The sequence below is a fragment of the Cryobacterium sp. AP23 genome (assembly GCF_054075385.1).
On record NZ_CM133415.1, the window covers coordinates 3,154,470 to 3,173,885 of the forward strand.

The following is a 19,416-nucleotide window of genomic DNA, read 5'->3' on the forward strand; positions in this document are numbered from 1 at the left end:
GCTTGGGGTCGGTCGTGGAGGGTCAGGCGATGCTGCGGAGTGCTTCGGACGGGCTGAGGCGCGAGGCGCGCCAGCCGCCGATTGCTCCGGCCAGCAGTCCGCCGAGTACGGCCAGACCGACCGCGATGAGGATGACCGACAGGGTCACCGGAACCTGCAGGACGATGTCGGAGGTGGTGGCTTCCACAGCCGCCTGCCCGAACCCGCCGCCGCCGGGGCCTCCGCCTGCGCCGCCCATTGCCGATGCGGCATCCGTGGTGGCGGCACCCGCGGTGAGGGTGGGGGCGACGAGGTTGATCACCAGGATGCCGACCAGCCCGACGGCAATGCCGACGACCCCGCCGATGAGGCCCTGGATGAGGGATTCGCCGGCGACCTGCCGCACGATCCGGCCGTTCGACCAGCCGATCGCCTTGAGGGTGCCGAATTCGCGGGTGCGCCGGGTGACGCCGGAGATGGTGAACAGGATGGCGATCAGGAACGCGGCGGCCAGCACGATCAGCGACAGCCAGAGGCCAAGGTTCTTGACCAGGTCGGAGGCGCTGGAGAGAGAACCGGACACGCTCGACGCGAGGTCGGCCTGGGTCTTGACGGTGGCGTCGGGGAGGGCAGTCTCAACGTCGGCCTGGATCTGGTCGATGTCGGTGGAAGACGCGGCCTGCACGTAGATGTCGGTGACCTGCCCGTCGAGGCCGGAGAGCGACTGGGCGATGTCGAGCGGGATGTACACGTTTGAGGCGGTGGCGGCATCCGCGGAGGATGCGGTGACCAGGCCGACGACGGAGAAGTCGGTGCCGGCGATGGCGATGGTGTCGCCCACGACGAGTTCGGCGGTGGTGGCGTAGCTGGCGTCGAGAACGGCGACGTTGGTGCCGACATCCGTGCTCTCGAGGCTGCGGCCGTCGGTGAGGGTCACGGCGGAGAGCGGTCCGACGGCTTCATCCGCGGGGTCGAGTCCGAGGACAGTGAATGAGTCGACGCTGAAGGAGCTGCCGCCGGCGCCATCGGGTCCGCCGCTGGGCGGGGTTCCTCCCGCCGCAGCGTCGCCGCCGGTCGGGGCGGTTCCGGTGTCGGTGGTGGAGCGCTCGGGCAGTGCGCCATCGAAGGTGGTGTTGCTCAGGGACAGGGTCGCGGCGGCCGCGGTGACGTTGTCGACGCCGCTGACGGTGTCGAGTGCGGTGGAGTCGAAGGAGGTGGTGCCGCGGTCGACCGAGAGTCGGGCCTGGCTGACGGTGGTGGTGCCGTCCGTGGTGGCGCCGTCATCCGCGCCGAAGTCGAAGTTCTGGGGTCCGCCGGTGCCCTCTTCGCCCTCGGTGGGGGCCGCGGGGGTCTGGCTGACGGTGATGTCGGTGCCGACGCCGTAGACCGAGGCGAGCACGGTCGACTGGGCCAACTGCACTCCGCTCGACACGGCGTTCACGATAATGACCAGGGCGATGGCGAGGGCCATGCCGATGGCGACGATGGCGGTCTGCTTGCGGCGACCTGCCAGTTCACGTCGCAAATAGGTGACAAACATCGATTCTCCAGTCCGGTGGCAGGGAGGATCCCGCCTCTATGAGTTCGAAGTTAGGGAAGCGGATTATGGGGCGACTATGGCGAGACTATGAATCTGCCCTGCGTCGCTTTCACAGGGTCACCGTGGGCGACGTATAGCCGATTCATAGAAAGGACACTGATACTGAAGGCATGACCACACGAACGAACGAGCAGTCGGCCCACGGACCCCGCCTCCACAAGGCCGACGGTTCCCCCATCAGGGTGCTCGTCGTCGACGACGAACCCACCCTCACCGACCTGCTCTCGATGGCGTTGCGCTACGAGGGCTGGGAGGTGCGGACCGCGGGTGAGGGTCGTGCGGCGCTCACCCTGGCGCGCGAGTTCCGGCCGGACGCGATCGTGCTGGACATCATGCTGCCCGACATCGACGGCCTGCAGGTGCTACAGCGGGTGCGGGCGGATGGCTACGAAACGCCGGTGCTGTTCCTCACCGCGAAGGATTCGCTCGACGACCGCATCGCCGGGCTCACCGCCGGCGGCGACGACTACGTCACCAAGCCGTTCAGCCTGGAAGAGGTCGTGGCCAGGCTGCGCGGCCTCATCCGCCGCTCCACCATGGCCGTCTCCGACTCCACGGACCCGCGAATTACCGTGGGCGACCTCACCCTCGACGAGGACAGCTACGAGGTGTTCCGTGCCGGCGAGCAGATCGAACTGACCGCGACCGAGTTCGAGCTGCTGCGCTTCCTGATGCGGAACCCGCGCCGCGTGCTCAGCAAGGCCCAGATCCTCGACCGGGTGTGGAGCTATGACTTCGGCGGCAAGTCCTCCGTGGTCGAGATCTACATCTCCTACCTGCGCAAGAAGGTCGACGCCGGCCGGGACCCCATGATCCACACCGTCCGGGGCGCCGGATACATGCTGAAGATCGCGTAATGGCACGGCGCATCCGGGAGGCGGGCCCGATCATCCCGACCCGCACCGGCCGCGCGCCGTGGACCCTGCGCCGGCGGCTCGTCGTGGCCATGGTCGCGATGCTCGCCCTGGTGAGCCTCGTGATCGGGGTGGTGAGTGTCGCCATCCTCAGCGCCAACCTGATGGACGGCCTCGACGGCCAACTGGACAATGCCGCCCAGCGCTCCCAAACCGCGATGGGTGGCCGGCCTGACGGTGGCTTCGTGATCGCGAACCCCACGGCCAGCGACGTCCTCAACGGGCCCGGCCAGCCGTCCGGCACCCTCGCCCTGGTCTACGACGGAACCACCGTCACGGCCGGCTACACCGACGAGAGCGGCACCATCGTCGCCCTCAGCAACGACCAGATCACCCAGCTGCTCACCGAACTCGATGCCGCCGTGCAGGAGGACGGCACCTCGGCGCCGTTCACCGTGAACCTCGGCGGGGACGTCGGAGAGTACCGCGTGCTCGCCGCAACGGCGCGCACTGGCGAGCTGTACCTCATCGGCCTACCCACCTCCAGTGTCACAGGAACGGCCGCCCAACTGGCCCTCATCATCGGAATCGTGTCGCTGGCCGGCATCATCGTCGTGGCGTTCCTCGCCACCGCGATCGTGAGGCTGGCCCTCCGCCCGCTGCAACGGGTGACCGAAACGGCCACCCGGGTCTCCGAACTGCCGCTGGACCGCGGTGAGGTGCTGCTGGTCGACCGTGTGCCCGCCGCCGACACGGACCCGCGCACCGAGGTCGGACGGGTGGGGTCGGCCCTCAACCGCATGCTCGACCACGTCGACCTCGCCCTCGAGACCCGGCAGGCCAGCGAGAACAAGGTGCGGCAATTCGTGGCGGATGCCAGCCACGAGCTGCGCACCCCGCTCGCGTCAATCCGCGGCTACTCCGAGCTGACCCGGCGCAGCGGCCAGGAACTGCCGCCGGACACCATCCACGCCATCGGCCGGATCGAGTCGGAGTCGGTGCGGATGACCGTCTTGGTCGAAGACCTGCTGTTGCTCGCCCGCCTCGACGAGGGCCGCGAACTCGAGCACGAACCGGTCGACCTCACCCGACTGCTCGTCGACGTGGTCAGCGACGCCCACGCGGCCGGCCGGGACCACACCTGGGACCTCGACCTGCCGGAGGAGCCCGTCCTGGCCGCCGGCGACGGCCCGCGCCTGCACCAGGTGTTCGCCAACCTGCTGGCCAACGCGCGGGTGCACACCGACCCCGGCACCCGGGTGGAGGTCGCCCTGCGGATCGAGGGCGAGCAGGCCGTCGTGACGGTGACCGACGACGGCCCCGGCATTCCGGAGAACCTGCGAGCGACCCTGTTCGAGCGCTTCGCCCGAGGTGACAGCTCCAGGTTCCGCGGCACGGGCGGCAGCACCGGCCTGGGCCTCGCGATCGTGCAGGCCGTCGTCACCGCCCACCACGGTGAGGTCACCGTGGACAGCCGGCCGGGCCGCACGAGCTTCCGCGTGGCCCTGCCGCTGTCCTGACCGGGGATCAGTGCGGGCGGTCACCGGTGATGATCGCCCGCAGCCGGTTCATCGGGGCCTTGGCCGTGCGGGTCTCATCGAGCAACCCGTTCGTCTCCTGCAGGGTGTCGGTCAGCTGGGTGTAACAGAAGCCCGCGAGCACCCCGCTGTCGTGCACGGCGCCCAGCACGGCGGCGAGGCGGCCGAGGAAGTCATCCGTTGAGATGGCGCTGGAGTACCCCCAGGAGTCGGCATCGGCGTCCTCTCGCGGGAAGGAGATGCCCCCGAACTCACTGAGCATCACCGGCCGGCCGGTCAGCTCCTGCCCTGGCAGCACGAGGAGCCGGCCCGCCGGGCCCGTGCCGCCGAGCAGCCGCGCGAGCGCGGCGTCGTCCAGGTAACGCGCGCCGAGGGTCTCCCCGTCGGCGTCGTAGTCGTGCACTGTCAGGATGTCCGAGTCGACGTGTTCCCAACCGTCGTTCGAGACGACGGGACGGGAGGGGTCCAGGGTGCGGGTGAGCTCGACCAGCGCTCGCGCGAACGCCGCCTGGGCCGGGTCGTGCGCGATGTGCGGCACCCCCCAGCTCTCATTAATCGGCACCCAGGTGACGATCGACGGATGCGAGTGGTCGCGTTCCAACGCGGCCGTCCACTCCGCGGTGGTGCGTCGCACGGCCGCGGCGCTGAACGCGAACGCGCCCGGCGCCTCGCCCCAGACCAGCAGGCCCAGCCGGTCGGCCCAGTAGAGGAAGCGCGGATCCTCGATTTTCTGGTGCACCCGGGTGGCGTTGAAGCCGAGCTCCTTGATCAGTTCGACGTCCCGGCGGAGCGCCTCGGGGGTGGGGCTGGCCAGGTGCGAGGTGGGCCAGTAGCCCTGCTGCAGCACCGACCGCACGAAGTACGGCCGGTTGCTGAGCAGGAACCTGCCGCCGGCGACGGCCGCCGAGCGGAGCCCTAGATAGGACTGCACCTCGTCAACGACGGCGCCCCCGGTCGACAGTGTGACCGTGGCGTCGAGCAGCCGCGGGTGCTCCGGGCTCCACAGCAGCTCCTCGTAGGCCTGGCCGTTCGCCTGCGCGGGCAGGGTGATGGTGGTGGTGGCAGTCGCCTCTGACACCGTGTGGCTGGCCTCTGCCACCGGCATGCCGTCAAAACTGAGCGCATAGGAGAGGACGCTGCCGGCCGGTGGTCGGCGGGCCAGGTCGACGCGCACCCGCACGGTGCCGGCGACGAGGTCCGGTGTCCAGTGCAGCAGCGTCACGGCGGTCGCGGCGGTGGCTTCCAGCCAGACCGGCTGCCAGATGCCGCTGGTGCGGTGGTACCAGATCACGTGCGGGTCCAGGCGCCAGTCCTGCTTGCCTCGCGGCTGGGCGGCGTCGAGGGGGTCGTCCTCGGCGCGTACGACAACGGTGTGCTCGGCCACGGCCGGGTCGAGGATGTCGGTGATGTCGAACGAGAACGGGGTGTGGCCGCCCTCGTGCTCGCCGACGAAACTGCCGTCGACCCAGACCCGGGCCCGGTAGTCCACGGCGCCGAACCGGAGGTGCAGCCGCTGCCCGCCGGGCGCATCCGTGCCATAGCCGGCCTCGCCCAGCTCGGCGGTGCCGAACCGGCGCGCGTACCAGACGACCGGATGGAACCCGGTGTCGTTGATGCCGGACGCGGAGGATTCGAACGGGAACGGCACCTGGATGGTGCGGTCGAACCGCGGCTGCGCATACCAGCGGCCGGCCTGGCCCGCGTCCGCGTCGTCGAACGCGAATTCCCACGGGCCGGCCAGCTCGTGCCAGTGCCGGCGCACGAGCTGCGGCCGCGGGTACCGGCCATCCTGCCGGCTGGCTCGGAAATCACTCGGAACGGCCCCTGCACTGATGGCCCCTGCACTGATGGTCATGCACCCATCATGCCCGCAGGGGCCGCCCGGTCGCCGAGGCGTACCGCTACGGGGCGGGGCTGGTCGGGCCGGCGTCGGGCGAGTTCAGCTGCTTGAGCAGCCGGGTGAACTCGTGCAGGTCGGTCTCGGACCAGCCGGCGAGCCGGGCGTTCACGAAGCTCTTCTCGCTGCCGGGCACGGCCGACATCCTCTCGACGGCCAATGGGGTCGGGGCGAGGAACTTGGCGCGCCCGTCGGCCGGGTCGGCGGCGAGCTCGAGCAGGCCGAGTTCCTCGAGCAGCCTGGCCTGCCGGCTGATTACGCTGCGGTCGACATCCAGCGACTCGGCCAGCACGCTGGCGTGCGTGGGGCCGCAGCGTCGCAGCATCCGCAGGATCTTGAGGCCGAACGGCTGGAGCGCCGGGTCCACGTGCGTCGCCGCCTCGCGGATGGCGCTGCGCACATGCGCCGCCAGCTCCATCATCTGCTCTTCCACCTCGGCCAGGGCGTCGGCGACTTCGGCCGTGGGGGCCGTGTCACCGGGCCCGGTGGCCGGGGTGAGTTCGCCGGGGTGGGTCATGACGATCACACTAGCGACCCGTGCTCGAAGTTTCCGACGTGTTTTCGTTGTCCCGAATGACGCGGATCGAGCCGGTCGGGTGGGCCAGGCCCACCGGGGTGAGGCCGGCGGACGCCGCACCAACCTCGATCAGCATGTCCTCGGCGTCTTCGAGCTCACGCAGGTCGGTGGCCTCAGGGTTGCCGTCGGCATCCATCTTCGCCTTGGCCTTCGCCAGGGCAATGGCGTTCTGGGTGCCGAGCGCGGCGTTGGGCATCAGGGCGACCATGACGAGCGTGATCACAGCCAGCGGCACACCGAGCAGGAAGACCGTGCCCACGCCGCTGCCGTAGGCAGATTCGACGAGCACGCGGATCGCTCCGGGCAGGCTGCTGACGTGGGGGATGACGCCGGAACCCAGCGTCTCGACCGCCGCGGCCTGGTCGGCCGGGCTGAGCGCGGGGATGCCGTCCTTGATGTGCTGGGAGACGACGGTGCCGAGCACCGAACCGAGCACCGAGACGCCGATGGTGCCGCCGAGGCTGCGGAAGAAGGTGACCGCGCTGGTGGCGACGCCGAGGTTGGTGACCTCGATCGAGTTCTGCACGACCAACACGAGGTTCTGCATCAGCATGCCGAGTCCGGCGCCGAGCACGGCCATGAAGATGCCGACGAGGATCAGGTTGGTGTCGTACTGCAGGGTGCCCAGCAGCAGGAGACCGGAAATCACGAGCACCGCGCCGGAGACCATGATGGCCTTCCACTTGCCGGTGCGGCTGATCACCGTTCCGAACAGGGTGGAGGAGATGAGCAACCCGCCCATCATCGGGATGGTCAGCAGGCCGGACTGGGTCGGCGTTGCGCCCCGGGCCAGCTGCATGTACTGGCTGAGGAAGACGGAGGTGCCGAACATCGACACACCCACCGAGATGCTGGCGACGGTGGCCAGGGTGAAGGTGCGGTTCTTGAACAGGGACAGCGGGATGATCGGCTCTGTCACCTTGAACTCGACGATGACCGCTGCGATGAGCAGCAGCGCGGCACCGGCGACCATGGCGAACGACTCGACGGAGGCCCACTCGAACTGGCTGCCGGCCAGGGTGACCCAGATCATCAACAGCGAGACGCCGCCGGCGATGAGGACGGCACCGAGGTAGTCGATCTTCACGACGCGCTTGACGCGCGGCGGCAGGTGCAGGGTGCGCTGCAGGAGGACGATGGCGACGATGGCCACGGGCAGGGCGATGAAGAAGTTCCAGCGCCAGCCGAAGGCATCCGTCACCACGCCGCCGAGCAGCGGGCCGCCGACGGTGCCGAGGGCCATGACGCCGCCGAAGAGGCCGGCGTACTTGCCACGGTCACGGGGGCTGATGATGTCGGCCATGATGATCTGGCTGAGGGCGGCGAGGCCGCCGGCGCCGAGGCCCTGCAGTACGCGGAACCCGATGAGGGTGCCGGTGTCCTGCGAGAAGCCGGCCAGGGCCGAGCCGATCACGAACGTGGCCAGGGCGAGCTGGATGAGCAGCTTGCGGTTGAAGAGGTCGGCGAACTTGCCCCAGATGGGCGTGGAGACCGTGGTGGCCAGCAGGGTGGCGGTGATGACCCAGGTGTAGGCGGACTGGTCGCCCTTGAGGTCGGAGATGATGATCGGCAGCGAGGTGCTCACCACGGTGCCGGCGAGGATCGAGACGAACATGCCCAGGAGGAGACCGGAGAGGGCCTCGAGCACCTGGCGTTGCGTCATGGAACCGTCGGCGGTGATGGCCCGGTTCGGGGGAGAGGTGGGACGAGAACGGCGTGACATGAAACTCCAACTAGATGATTGACAGATGTCAACTATAAATACATAGTGGACTTCTGTCAACTAGTTTGATGAACATTGGTCAACCAGTTTTGGGGCCACGGCTCCCTGGCTGCCGATTTGCGCCGGGGGCAGGAGATCCCGTAAGGTGGGGAACAGCCAAAGACCGCCGGTTGTCGCTGCCCAGAAATGGAAAAGCGATCGAAGGTTCATTCACGTGAACGGCCCGCGCAGGTGTTCGAAGTTAGTCGGATTGCATCCGACCTCAGCTCCGGCGCTTGCGCTGGGGCTTTTTTCATGTCTGCGCCCCGGGCTACCGGCACATGAATATTTAGAGGAGCGCCATGGCGAACAAGGAAGCAACGGTCGCCGAGCTGCAGGACAAGTTCCAGAGCTCGACCGCCGTACTGCTCACCGAGTACCGCGGACTCACTGTCGCAAAGCTCAAGGAGCTGCGCACTTCCATCAGTGAGGACGCCACGTACGCCGTGGTAAAGAACACGCTCACCAAGATTGCGGCCAACAACGCCGGCATCACGTCTTTTGACGAGGAGCTCGTTGGCCCGTCCGCAATTGCTTTCGTGCACGGTGACCCTGTCGCCGTCGCAAAGAAGCTGCGTGCCTTTACCAAGGCAAACCCTCTCCTGGTCGTGAAGGGTGGTTACTTCGACGGTAACCCCCTGACCGCCGCAGAGGTAGGCAAGCTCGCCGACCTCGAGTCCCGTGAAGTTCTGCTCGGCAAGCTTGCCGGCGCCTTCAAGGCCTCGCTGTTCGGAGCCGCATATCTGTTCAACGCACCGCTGTCGAAGGCTGTTCGCACCATCGAAGCGCTGCGTGAAAAGCAGGAGTCCGCGAACTAGGCATCTGCCTGTACCGCGGTGAGTAACTTAGAAACTAATAGGAGAAAAATCATGGCAAAGCTTTCCACTGAAGAGCTGCTCGAGCAGTTCAAGGGCCTCACCCTCATCGAGCTCTCCGAGTTCGTCAAGGCATTCGAGGAGACCTTCGAGGTCACCGCGGCTGCACCCGTCGCCGTCGCCGGAGCCGCTGGCCCCGCCGCCGCTGCCGAAGAGGTCGAAGAGCAGTCCGCATTCGACGTCATCCTTGACGCCGTCGGCGACAAGAAGATCCAGGTCATCAAGGTTGTGCGCGAGCTCACCAGCCTGGGCCTCGGCGAGGCCAAGGCCGTTGTCGATGGCGCGCCGAAGGCCGTCCTCGAAGGCGTTGCGAAGGAAGCTGCCGAGAAGGCAAAGGCTTCCCTCGAGGCCGCTGGCGCAACCGTCACCCTCAAGTAGTCGGTCCCCGCAAGGGGCAGTTCTACTTCAGGTGTAACGCGCAAGCTGTTTCACTCGCGACGGGCGTCGCATCCTTCGGGGTGCGGCGCCCGTCGCAGTTAACCCTCCGCGAGCCGTGCGCGACCCGCGTCAGACCTTCCATGACTGGCCCATTTTTGCTAGTCGTCGCCCCTCCCGCACTAGCAATTCCGGGCAACTCATCGTCGACCCGACGGTGACTGGCCCATTTTTGCTAGTCGTGGGGCCTGCGCACTAGCGAATTCGGGCCGGTCAAGGGGCGACGTGCAGGTGGGGCAGCTGGGCGAGAGCGCGGATGCGCTGCACGAGTTCGGTCGGATTCCTCAAGTCGTCGGCGTTGAGCTCCATCACCCGCCAACCCTCAGCCTCGAGTTTTGCCCGCCGCGTCATGTCGGCCCGCCATTGCCCCCTCTTCGTTCGGTGATAGTCGCCCTGATACTCCAGAATGATCCGATACCTCTCGATGAGCAGATCGGTTCGGGCCACGAACTCGCCGTACCTGTCGGTCACGACGTGATTCACCCGGGATACCGGCAGTCCGGCCAGTTCCAGGATTGCCCGGAGGATCGACTCCGGAGCAGACTCCGAACGATCGTTCAGTAGCTTGCCGGCGTGTCGCAGCTTGCGTTGCACGCGTCTGTTGAGCGGGCGGTTGAGGGCATCAGCCAGATCGAGGGCTGACACCAACGGTCGCTGCCAGTGGATGAGCGCGTCGCCGGCGGCGACAAGGTCGAGTAGGCCGAGACTGTGCGCCAGGTCGAACCAGGTGCGCAGAGGCGTGGTCAGACGAAGCCCATCCGCGCTCGTCATCAGATCGTGGGCTTCAACCAGCAGCGAGTGGCCGGCGATGCCGCGCGCGTGCGGTGCGCGGTGTGGGGCGGGGAGTGAGATGTGAACGCGACCGTCGGTCGCCAGCTCATACGGCACCGGGATCCCGTGGAGCGCTGCGGCGGTGCTGTGGCTGAAAAAGCTCTCCGGTGCGAGTCGCAGCTGGAAAAGCGCGCATCGTTCGGGCAGTGTCAGGTCGTGCCGAAAAGACCGAATGCCGGCCACCTCGGCGTTGAGGTCAGTCGCGCGCAGCCTGTGTCCGGGAACACCGGCGCGCTGCGCGTGACCGACACTGAAGGCCGGCGTCGGCAGGTCGGGTGGCAGGGGGAGTCGTGCGCTCATGCGGAGACTGTTCCGCATCCGTGATCCGGCCGCTGAAGTTGTCCACAGCCCGGGATTCGAATCGTGGATGATCACTCGGCCCGGGCAGCCCCACTGCTGAGAGTGGCCCACTTTTGCTAGTGTGCGGGGCGTCTCCACTAGCAAAAATGGGCCAGTCATGAAAGGGGCCGGTGGATATATAGCTTGGCTATGTATATAGTTGGGGAATGGCTTCTGACTTACACGACATTCTGGGGGACTTGGTCTCCGTGAACCACCGGCTGACGCGCGTGGCCGCCCGCGCCGCTCGCGGCGCCGAGTCGCCCGCGCTGTGGCGCACGCTGAGCGTGCTGCTCACCAGCGGTCCGATCCGCCTCGGCGAGCTGGCCGACCTGAGCCGCGTCTCGCAGCCCACCGCCACCAAGCTCGTCGGCAGCCTCGTCGGCCGCGGCTGGATCGAACGCACCAGCGACCCGTCCGACGCCCGCGTCAGCCTCATCGCCAGCACCCCGGCAGGGGAGGCCGCGCTGATCGCCTGGCGCACCGAGCTGGCCGCCGCGCTGCTGCCCTACTTCGCCGACCTGCCGGCCGCCGACGTGGACACGCTGGAGCGAGCCGTCGCCATCCTGCGCGACCGCGTCGAGGCCACCGAGCGACCGGATGCGCCGCGGCCCGGTGCCGGGCCCAGCGCCACCGACACCACGGTGGTCGCCCGATGAGCCGCAGCACTGCCCAGGCCCGTCCGCACGGCGCGCCGGCCGGCCACGGTGCCCCCACCGGCACGAGCATCCTGCACCAGCCCAAGGCCGTCTGGGCCGTCGCCTTCGCCTGTGTGATCGCGTTCATGGGCATCGGCCTCGTCGACCCGATCCTGCCGGCCATCGCCGCCGACCTCGCGGCAACGCCCACCGAGACCGAGATGCTCTTCACGAGCTACCTGCTCGTCACCGGCATCGCCATGTTCTTCACCAGCTGGATCTCCAGCCGGATCGGCGCCAAGCGCACCCTGCTGATCGGTCTCGCCCTGATCGTGGTCTTCGCCCTCGCCGCCGGGTTCTCCCAGGACGTGGAGTCCATCATCGGCTTCCGCGCCGGCTGGGGCCTGGGCAACGCCCTCTTCATCTCGACCGCGCTGGCCACCATCGTGGGCGCAGCGGCCGGCGGAACGTCCTCCGCGATCATCCTTTACGAGGCCGCGCTGGGCCTCGGCATCGCCATCGGCCCGCTGCTGGGCGGGCTGCTGGGCAGCATCAGCTGGCGCGGGCCGTTCTTCGGCAGCGCCACCCTCATGGCCGTCGGCTTCATCGCCATCGTCGTGCTGCTCAAGACCGAGGGGCCCAAGCCGGTTCCGACCCGCCTGTCGGCCCCGTTCCGTGCGCTCGCCCGCCCGGGCCTGGGCATCCTCGCCGCCGCCGCCCTGTTCTACAACATCGGCTTCTTCGTGTTGCTGGCGTACACCCCGTTCGCCCTCGTGCCGCTGGGCCTCGGCAGCGCCGTGAGCCTCGGCCTGGTGTTCTTCGGCTGGGGCATCTCCCTCGCGGTCACCTCCGTCTGGGTGGCACCGCTGCTCACCCGGCGGATGCGGCGCAGCCGGGTGCTTTGGCTAGTGCTGCCCCTGCTCGCCCTCGACCTGGCCGCGGCCGGCCTGTTCGTGGCGAGCGCGGCCGGCCTGGTGGCCTGCGTGATCGTGGGCGGCTTGCTTCTCGGCGTGCTCAACACCGTGCTCACCGAGAGCGTGATGGAGGCCACCGACCTGCCCCGCAGCGTCGCCTCGTCGTCGTACTCCGGCGTGCGCTTCCTCGGTGGCGCCATCGCCCCGCCGGCGGCAACCCTGCTGGCCGACCAATTCACCTCGGGCACCCCGTTCTTCGCGGCGGCGGCATCCGTGCTCGTGGCCCTGCTGTTGATCGTGCTCGGCCGGCGCCACCTGGCCAGGGCCGACGGCACCGTCGAGGATGCCCTGGAGGAGGCCGAAGCGATCGGCGCCGGCGACAGCTGACCGACGGCACCGTCGCCCCCGTCGTGCCGCAGGTGGTTGCTCGTGGCGCATCGCCGTCGCCCGGCCTAACCCGGTCGGGCGCAGCGCGGCTACTTGACCGCACCCGCCGTCAGGCCGCGCACGAAGAACCGCTGGAGCAGGAAGAAGATCAGTAGCGGCACCACGAGGACGATGAACGATCCTGCGGCCACGCGCTGCCAGCCCTGGCCGTACTGGCCCAAGAGAGAGTAAAGCCCCTGCTGGAGCACCTGGTTGGGTCCACTTTGGATGAACAGGTACGCCACGAAGAAGTCGTTCCACACCCACAGGAACTGGAAGATCGCGAACGACGCCAGCGCGGGCACCGACATCGGCACGACCAGCCGCCAGAAGATCTGAAAGTGGCTGGCACCGTCCACGCGCGCCGCCTCAATCAGGGAATTCGGCAACGTCTGCATGTAGTTGCGCAGAATGTAGATCGCGAGCGGCATCGCGAATGTCGCGTGCACGATCCAGGCCGCCGGATACTGCCCGATGATCGGGATGCCGGTGGCGTTACCGAACCAGACGAACAGCTGGAGGATGGGGATGACCGCGATCTGGATCGGCACGACCATGAGGCCCAGGATGACCGCGAAGTAGATCTCCTTGCCGCGGAACTGCAGGAAGGTGAACGCATAGGCCGCCATGGCGGCGATCATCACCGGGAGCACGGTGGCCGGTATCGTCACCGCCGCCGAGTTCCAGAACGTGGTCCCGGCATCCAGGGCCTCCCAGGCGTCACCGAAGGCCTGCACGGTCCAATCCTGCCCGAATGGGTCGAGGAAGACGGTCCACCAGCCGGTCGAATCCGCATCAGCCTTGGTGCGGAAGCTTGTGATGAGGAGCCCCAGGAGGGGGAACAGCCAGGCAACGGCAATGACCCCCATGATGATGGTGATGATGACGTGGGGCTTCTCCTGCTCGGCGCCGGCATTGTTGCGTCTCTTCGTCCTGCGGGGTTCCTTGACGACGGGGGTCGGTGTCACGGTCATCGGAGTTCCTCCTGCGACTTGTAACTGCGAATTTGGTAGACGATGAGTGGCACAACCGCGATCATCAGGATGATCACGACCGCCGCGGCCTTGCCCGGATTCTGGAAACTGAACAGCTGCGAGTAGAAGTCGACCACCAGCACGCTGGTGTTGTACTGCCCGCCGGTCATCCCGTAGATGATGTCGAAGCTCTTCATGACGAAGATGGTGACCGTCACGAAGACGGCCAGGACGGTGCCGCGGATTTGCGGAACGATCACCAGGAGGAATGTCCGTCGTTCGTTCGCGCCGTCCAGGCGGGCGGCTTCGATCGTCTCCTCGGGGACGCCCTTGACCGCCGCCGACAGGAGCACCATCGCGAAGCCCACTTGCAGCCAAATGACGATGAACATCAAGAGGAAGCTGTTGACGCGCGCCGCATCGATCGTGAGCCACGGCACCGGGTCATTGCCGGTGAGGCGCGTCCAGACGGCGTTGAGAAAGTAAATCTGTGGATTGCCGGGAGGGGCGTAGAAGTAGATGAAGCGCCAGGTGGCGGCCGCTGCAATACCGCTGATCGCCATCGGAATGAAGATCATCGCCTTGAACGACTGCTCGCGGCGTTGGCCGAGTCGGTCGGTGAGGATCGCGACCAGAAGCCCGATCAGGACTGCTCCGGCTGGCACGACGATCACCCAGAGAAGGTTGTTGAGCAGGACGCCGAGGAAGTTCGGATCGGTGAACAGCGAGATGTAGTTGTCCAGTCCAACGAAGGTCGCCCCTTCGCCACGGCGTTTGCTTTGCTCCATGAAGCTCTCCACGAAGGTGCGCAACGCCGGGTAGAGGAGGAAGACGGCGACAAGGACGATCACGGGCAGCAGGAAGACGTACGGAAGTAGCCGCGCCTTCGTCCTGTCGTGCTGCCTTTCGACGACCCAGTTGAAGAACCAGAAGATCAGGAACGAGAGCCCAAGACCCAAGACCACGGATATCACTGCACTGAAGATAGCCATCGGAGCCGCCTGACGTCATTGTGAGGATGAAAAGGTCGCCTGTCGGGCGGCGGTGACGCCGCCCGACACATCGTGAGGTGGAACTCGCTTACCGAGGCCAGGCGGAGTCGATGTCCTGGAAGGCCTGTTCCATCGTCTTCTGACCAGCGAACCAGCTGGTCAGCTCGGTCCACTCGGCGCCGGAACCAACCTCACCCGGCATCTGGTCCGAAGCGTCGAAACCGAACACAGCGGAATTCTTCAGCAGGTCCTGTGCATTCTTCTGGAACTCGGTGGTGTAGTTCGACGCGTCGAACTCGTTGTGCGGGGAAAGGAATATCGCCTGGCTGGCGTACCCGTTGGTACCGAATTCCTTGCTGGTGATGTACTCCACGACCTGTTTGGTCGCATCGGAATCTGTGAAGGCTCCGACCAGGTCGCCACCGCCCAGCATCGACACGTCCGTGCCTTCAGGCGAGGGCAGCTGGAAGAAGTTGATGTTCGACAGGTCGTTGTTTGCGATCTGCGCCTTGATGTCATCCGGGAAGAAGTCCGAGATGAACGACCCCTGACGCATCATGAAGCACTGACCGTTGGCAGCCCCGGAGACGAACAGCTGGTTCCCGGCGGTCTGGAAGGAAGTGGTGGCCGCTGCGGCCCCGCCCCCGTTGACCTGGTTCGGCGCGAGCACCTCGTCCGCAACCTTCGTACCGGCCTGGGTGACCAGCGGGCTCGCAAAGAGAACGTCGCCGGCGATCCAGGAGTTGTACTCATCGAGGCCGCCGTAACGCAGCACGTACTCCTCGAGCCAGTCGGTGGCCGGCCATCCGGTGGCGGCACCCGCCTCAAGGCCCACGCACCAGGGGTAACCCAGGCCCTTGTCGATGATCTGCTGCTGCACGGCGGTGAGCTCGGCATCTGTCGTCGGAACCGTCAGTCCGGCCGCCGTGAACGCTGCCGGGTTGTACCAGACGAGCGACTTCACGTTGATGGAATAGGGCAGTCCGAAGGTCTGGCCATCGACCTCAGCGATCGTGCCGAGACCGTTGGCCTCATCGGCGGTAATCGCGTCAACGTCGATGCCGAGGTCCTCGAGCGGGAACAGCGACTGGGTCTGGCTCTTCAACACACCCGGCTGCGGGTAGATCGCGACGTCCGGCGGATTTCCCGCCGTCGCCCGCGCCACCACCGCGGTCTGGAAGTCGGTGTTGCCGTCGTAGGTGACGGTGATCCCTTTTCCTTCCGACCACTTGTCCAGGTCGTCCTGGAACGCCTTGGCCTGGGCGTCGGTGAACGCCCCCATGATTGTCACCTTGTCGCCGCCCGTATCGCCCCCGCTGGTGCACCCGGCCAACAAACTCACGGTCGCGGCCGCGACTACCACGCTAATAATCCGGTGTCGAAGCATCTTCACTTCATCCTCTCGTGGGGGGATGGGATCTCCCAAAACGTTTTGTTGCCGGTGACTATAGTCAGGTCACCAAAAAACTCAAATCGGCTTGGGGTAACGACGAAGTAACGATGGCCAGCCGGACCCGGCCGGGAGATCAGCCCGCGGCGGTTGCGACAAGGCCAGCGCGCGCGCGCGGCGTCGACACCGACTGCCGGGTCACCAACGTCCCCGGCATCCGAGTCTCCAGGGGAAGATCGAGCGGCTCCGTGGAGTCGAGTAACGCCAATGCCGTCTCCACGCCCCAGCGCCCCATTTCATAAAGCGGAAGGGACACGGTGGTCAGTCCCGGAAGGAGGGCCGCCGCGATGGGGACGAAGTCATCGACGCTGACCACTGAAAGGTCGTCCGGGATCGACACTCCAGCCCGGATCGCACCCTGGTAGATGCCCATCGCCATCGGGTCGTTGAAACAGAAGACCGCGGTGACATCGTCGGCGCCAGCGCCAAGCATCGCCGCGAACGCTGCCCGCCCGGTCGCCGAGGTGCCCGGGTCCCCGCCCGTGAAGACACGCGGCTCGAGTCCGGCCGCCATCATCGCCTCTGTATAGCCGGCCTGCCTCCCCGCGCTGCTGCGACCTGCCGCAGACACCGTGAGATGCGCAATCCGCGTGTGGCCCGCAGCCAGGAGGGTTTCCGTCGCCAGCCGGCCGATCTGGTTCTCGTCCGGTGCAATGGAGGGAATGACGCCGAGCTGGTCGGTGGTATCCACCAGCGCTGTCGGGATGCCGTGCAGTTCGTGCGGCAGCGCCCATGCGCCCTGGTGAAACATCCGTGCAAAAACGACCGCATCGATTTGTGCGGTCAGGAGGCGTGAGATCTGCTTCGACTCGATCGCGCGGTCGTTGTTGCTGTTGACCACCACCAGCAGTTGCCCCCGGTCGGCCGCAGCATCCTGTGCGCCCAGAACCACCCGCGTCGCGAACGGCGTCGTCGCGATGTCATCGGACACGAACCCGAGGATGTGCGACCGCCGGCCACGCAGAGCGCTCGCAAGCCGATTCGGAACATACCCCAGTTCATCGGCAACCCGGCGAACACGATCCTGAGTGGCCTGCGCAACCTGGCCACGCCCGCTCAGTGCGTGTGACACCGTCGTGATTGAGACGGATGCCGCGCGTGCCACGTCCTCGATGCCGACCGGCTTTGTCGCGGCAGCTTTCCGTGGCATGGTCTCTCCCGCTTCCGAGATATCGGCCGATTCTAACCCAAAACGTTTAGGGCGGGGCGGAGTCCCTCACGCTGACGGCGCCGAGCCGTCAGTGGAAGCGGTGGTCCTGGATGGTCATCTTCGGCCCGCGCCGGGGTGCGCGGTAGCCGCTGCCCAGGATGAGGCGCACCACCCGGTGCCGGTGCCCGGCGAACGGCGCCAGTAGTTCGAGCATGCCGTCGTCGTCGACGGGGGAGCCGGTGAGCGCCCAGCCCACCTGGGCGGCGAGGTGGTAGTCGCCCACGCTCACCGAATCCGGGTCGCCATGCGAGCGTTGTGTCACTTCGGCTGCGGTCCACCGGCCCACGCCGGGCAGCGACTGCAGCCGGCGTGCGGTGGTGATGACGTCCACGGGGCGGTCGAGAGACGTCGCCACCGTGGCAACGGTCACGGCCGTGCGGGAACGGCGGGGGTCGACGCCGGCACGGTGCCATTCCCAGGAGGGCACCAGCCGCCAGCGCTCCGGGCCGGGGGAGACCATCATCCCCTCCGGCGTGGGCCCGGGCGCCGGCTCGCCGTAGCGGCGAATCAGCCGGTACCAGGCCCGGTGCGCCTCGACGATGGTGACCTTCTGCTCGATGATCGCCGGGATCAGTGACTCGAAAACCAGCCCGGACCTGCCCAGCCAGACTCCGGGGGCACGTCGGCGCACCTCGGCCAGGGCGGGATGCGCGCCGAGGTCGAGGCCGGACCAATCGTCGTGCTGCCCGAGCAACGCGGGAACCTGGTCGACGCTCCAGCTAGCGCCCTGGCCCCAGGCCCGGGCATCCACCACGCCGTCGGTGCCCTGCCGCAACAACAGGGTCGCCGGCCCCAGCGGGGTGCGCTGGGTGCGCCAGATTCCGGCGGAGTCGGCGCGGAAGGTGGGGTCGCCGGATCCCCGCCGGTGGGGCGCCATCGTGGCCGCCAGATCGACGGGTCGTCGCGGCGTGTAGCGGGTGACCGCCCCGGCGGGATCTGAATTCATCCCCTCGAGGTTAACCCGAGCGGGTGACGTTGCGCTGACCGATTCCGCCCCTGCCAGCCGGCACCCGGCCGGGCAGCTACCGGTCAGCTACCGGGGTGCGCTGGTGCTGGAGCGCATAACCAGGTTGGTCGGGGCGCGGGTGAATTCCGCCGCCCCGGGTTCGTCGGGCGACTCCAGTGCCGCGAGAAGGATGTCAACCGCCATCCTGGCCTGATTCCGGGGGTGCTGTTCGATGGTGGTGAGCCGGAACATCTCGGCATACGGATGCCCGTCGATGCCGATCACCGAGAGCTCGCTCGGCACCTGGATGCCCAGGTCCCGTGCGGCGATGATGAGGCCGATGGCGATTTCGTCGCTCGCGGCGAACACCGCGGTGGGCCGTTGGTGCGGGTCGCCGAACAGGGCCAGGCCCACCTCGTAGCCACCCGGAATGGTGAAGGCGCAGGGGGAGAAGCACCCGGCGGTGGGCAGCCCGGCATCTTGCATCGCTTGGGTGAAGCCGGTCAGCCGCTGGGTGTGCACGGCGAAGTCCATCTGGTCGATCTGGTCGCCGCCGATGTGCCGGATGTCGGTGTGCCCGAGGCTGAGGAGGTGCTCCGTGGCCAGGCGGGCGGCGCCGATGTCGTCGATGGCGATGGTGTGCACGCCGGGGATTTCCCCGCCGATCCCCACCAGCGGGCGGCCCAGCCGGTGCAGCAGTTCCACCTCGGCGTCGGTGAGCTCCACACCCACCGAGATGACCCCGTCGAACCGCTTGCGGGCGAGGAAGAAGTCGAAGACCCGTTCGCGTTCATCCGAGGGTGCGGGCAGGTTGTACAGGGTCATGTCGTACCCCTGGGCGAGCAGGGCCCGCTCGAGACTCTCGAGAATCTCCGCGAAGAACCACCGGCTAATGAACGGGATGATCACCCCGACGCTCTGGGTGCGGCCGGTGACGAGGCTGGCCGCATTGGGCGAGGCGACGTAGCCGATCAGGGCCGCCGCGGCGACGACTTTCCGGCGGGTTTCCTCAGAGACGTAGCCGCGACCGCTGAGGGCACGGGAGGCGGTGGCCTTGGCGACGCCGGCAAGGCGTGCGACATCCGCGATTGCGCTCACTGCCAGCCTCCGTCCTTGGAACCGCTGTGCACACCATATCCGCTCCCCGCACTGGCTGGAACCGGTTCCCGTTTTCGCCGC

17 protein-coding genes and 1 pseudogene are annotated in these 19,416 nt (G+C 67.5%); 6 read left to right on the plus strand and 12 right to left on the minus strand.

Annotation, left to right across the window (positions count from 1 at the left end):
• Positions 1-22: 22 nt before the first annotated feature.
• Positions 23-1,519, minus strand: coding sequence for an ABC transporter permease (locus ACU5E9_RS15015; RefSeq protein WP_456810703.1), 1,497 nt, complete (start codon positions 1,517-1,519; stop codon positions 23-25).
• 170 nt (positions 1,520-1,689) lie between these two features.
• On the opposite strand from ACU5E9_RS15015, the gene ACU5E9_RS15020 reads away from it, so the two are divergent.
• Together ACU5E9_RS15020 and ACU5E9_RS15025 are read left to right on the plus strand one after the other, a co-directional pair.
• Positions 1,690-2,436: a response regulator transcription factor gene (locus tag ACU5E9_RS15020; protein ID WP_456810704.1), complete on the plus strand. Its 747-nt coding sequence runs from the start codon at positions 1,690-1,692 to the stop codon at positions 2,434-2,436.
• Complete coding sequence (locus tag ACU5E9_RS15025; protein ID WP_456810705.1) at positions 2,436-3,953, plus strand: sensor histidine kinase; 1,518 nt, start codon at positions 2,436-2,438, stop codon at positions 3,951-3,953. Before ACU5E9_RS15020 ends, ACU5E9_RS15025 begins: the two co-directional genes overlap by 1 nt.
• 7 nt (positions 3,954-3,960) lie before the next feature.
• On the opposite strand, the gene ACU5E9_RS15030 is transcribed toward ACU5E9_RS15025, so the two are convergent.
• From ACU5E9_RS15030 to ACU5E9_RS15040, 3 genes are read right to left on the minus strand one after another with little or no spacing between them, the layout of a single operon-like run.
• Entirely contained in the window at positions 3,961-5,826 is a 1,866-nt protein-coding gene (locus ACU5E9_RS15030; RefSeq protein ID WP_456810706.1) for a sugar-binding domain-containing protein, read from the minus strand.
• 46 nt (positions 5,827-5,872) lie between these two features.
• The gene (locus ACU5E9_RS15035; RefSeq protein ID WP_456810707.1) at positions 5,873-6,385 is read right to left on the minus strand and encodes a MarR family winged helix-turn-helix transcriptional regulator; all 513 of its coding nucleotides are present in this window, start codon (positions 6,383-6,385) and stop codon (positions 5,873-5,875) included.
• A 10-nt stretch (positions 6,386-6,395) separates the two neighbouring features.
• On the minus strand, positions 6,396-8,168 hold the full coding sequence (locus ACU5E9_RS15040) for an MDR family MFS transporter (RefSeq protein ID WP_456810708.1): 1,773 nt from the start codon (positions 8,166-8,168) through the stop codon (positions 6,396-6,398).
• Positions 8,169-8,509: 341 nt separating this feature from the next.
• Here ACU5E9_RS15040 and rplJ point away from each other — a divergent pair, with 341 nt between their 5' ends.
• Positions 8,510-9,025 carry a 50S ribosomal protein L10 gene (rplJ, locus tag ACU5E9_RS15045; RefSeq protein ID WP_265400620.1) on the plus strand — a complete coding sequence of 172 codons (516 nt, stop codon included), beginning with the start codon at positions 8,510-8,512 and terminating at the stop codon, positions 9,023-9,025.
• Between the two features lie 51 nt (positions 9,026-9,076).
• Positions 9,077-9,460, plus strand: coding sequence for a 50S ribosomal protein L7/L12 (gene rplL / locus ACU5E9_RS15050; RefSeq protein ID WP_066592329.1), 384 nt, complete (start codon positions 9,077-9,079; stop codon positions 9,458-9,460).
• 270 nt (positions 9,461-9,730) lie between these two features.
• Here rplL and ACU5E9_RS15055 read toward each other — a convergent pair whose 3' ends face one another.
• On the minus strand, positions 9,731-10,648 hold the full coding sequence (locus ACU5E9_RS15055) for a DUF559 domain-containing protein (RefSeq protein WP_456810709.1): 918 nt from the start codon (positions 10,646-10,648) through the stop codon (positions 9,731-9,733).
• Positions 10,649-10,854: 206 nt separating this feature from the next.
• Here ACU5E9_RS15055 and ACU5E9_RS15060 point away from each other — a divergent pair, with 206 nt between their 5' ends.
• Positions 10,855-11,346 (plus strand): MarR family winged helix-turn-helix transcriptional regulator, encoded by a 492-nt coding sequence (locus tag ACU5E9_RS15060; protein WP_456810710.1) that lies wholly within the window; start codon positions 10,855-10,857, stop codon positions 11,344-11,346.
• Entirely contained in the window at positions 11,343-12,626 is a 1,284-nt protein-coding gene (locus ACU5E9_RS15065; RefSeq protein ID WP_456810711.1) for an MFS transporter, read from the plus strand. The genes ACU5E9_RS15060 and ACU5E9_RS15065 overlap by 4 nt, the downstream gene beginning before the upstream one ends.
• 89 nt (positions 12,627-12,715) lie before the next feature.
• On the opposite strand, the gene ACU5E9_RS15070 is transcribed toward ACU5E9_RS15065, so the two are convergent.
• The 7 genes and pseudogenes from ACU5E9_RS15070 to ACU5E9_RS15100 form a co-directional block, all read right to left on the minus strand.
• The gene (locus ACU5E9_RS15070; RefSeq protein ID WP_456810712.1) at positions 12,716-13,639 is read right to left on the minus strand and encodes a carbohydrate ABC transporter permease; all 924 of its coding nucleotides are present in this window, start codon (positions 13,637-13,639) and stop codon (positions 12,716-12,718) included.
• Positions 13,636-14,631, minus strand: coding sequence for a carbohydrate ABC transporter permease (locus ACU5E9_RS15075; RefSeq protein WP_456810713.1), 996 nt, complete (start codon positions 14,629-14,631; stop codon positions 13,636-13,638). Before ACU5E9_RS15075 ends, ACU5E9_RS15070 begins: the two co-directional genes overlap by 4 nt.
• 88 nt (positions 14,632-14,719) lie before the next feature.
• Positions 14,720-15,913: an ABC transporter substrate-binding protein gene (locus tag ACU5E9_RS15080; RefSeq protein WP_456810714.1), complete on the minus strand. Its 1,194-nt coding sequence runs from the start codon at positions 15,911-15,913 to the stop codon at positions 14,720-14,722.
• A 244-nt stretch (positions 15,914-16,157) separates the two neighbouring features.
• The gene (locus ACU5E9_RS15085; RefSeq protein ID WP_456813551.1) at positions 16,158-17,012 is read right to left on the minus strand and encodes a substrate-binding domain-containing protein; all 855 of its coding nucleotides are present in this window, start codon (positions 17,010-17,012) and stop codon (positions 16,158-16,160) included.
• Between the two features lie 60 nt (positions 17,013-17,072).
• A pseudogene (locus ACU5E9_RS15090) lies at positions 17,073-17,231 on the minus strand (LacI family DNA-binding transcriptional regulator); the annotation flags it as partial.
• A gap of 88 nt (positions 17,232-17,319) precedes the next feature.
• Complete coding sequence (locus tag ACU5E9_RS15095; RefSeq protein WP_456810715.1) at positions 17,320-18,237, minus strand: DNA-3-methyladenine glycosylase family protein; 918 nt, start codon at positions 18,235-18,237, stop codon at positions 17,320-17,322.
• A gap of 87 nt (positions 18,238-18,324) precedes the next feature.
• Complete coding sequence (locus ACU5E9_RS15100; protein WP_456810716.1) at positions 18,325-19,335, minus strand: LacI family DNA-binding transcriptional regulator; 1,011 nt, start codon at positions 19,333-19,335, stop codon at positions 18,325-18,327.
• Positions 19,336-19,416: the final 81 nt, after the last annotated feature.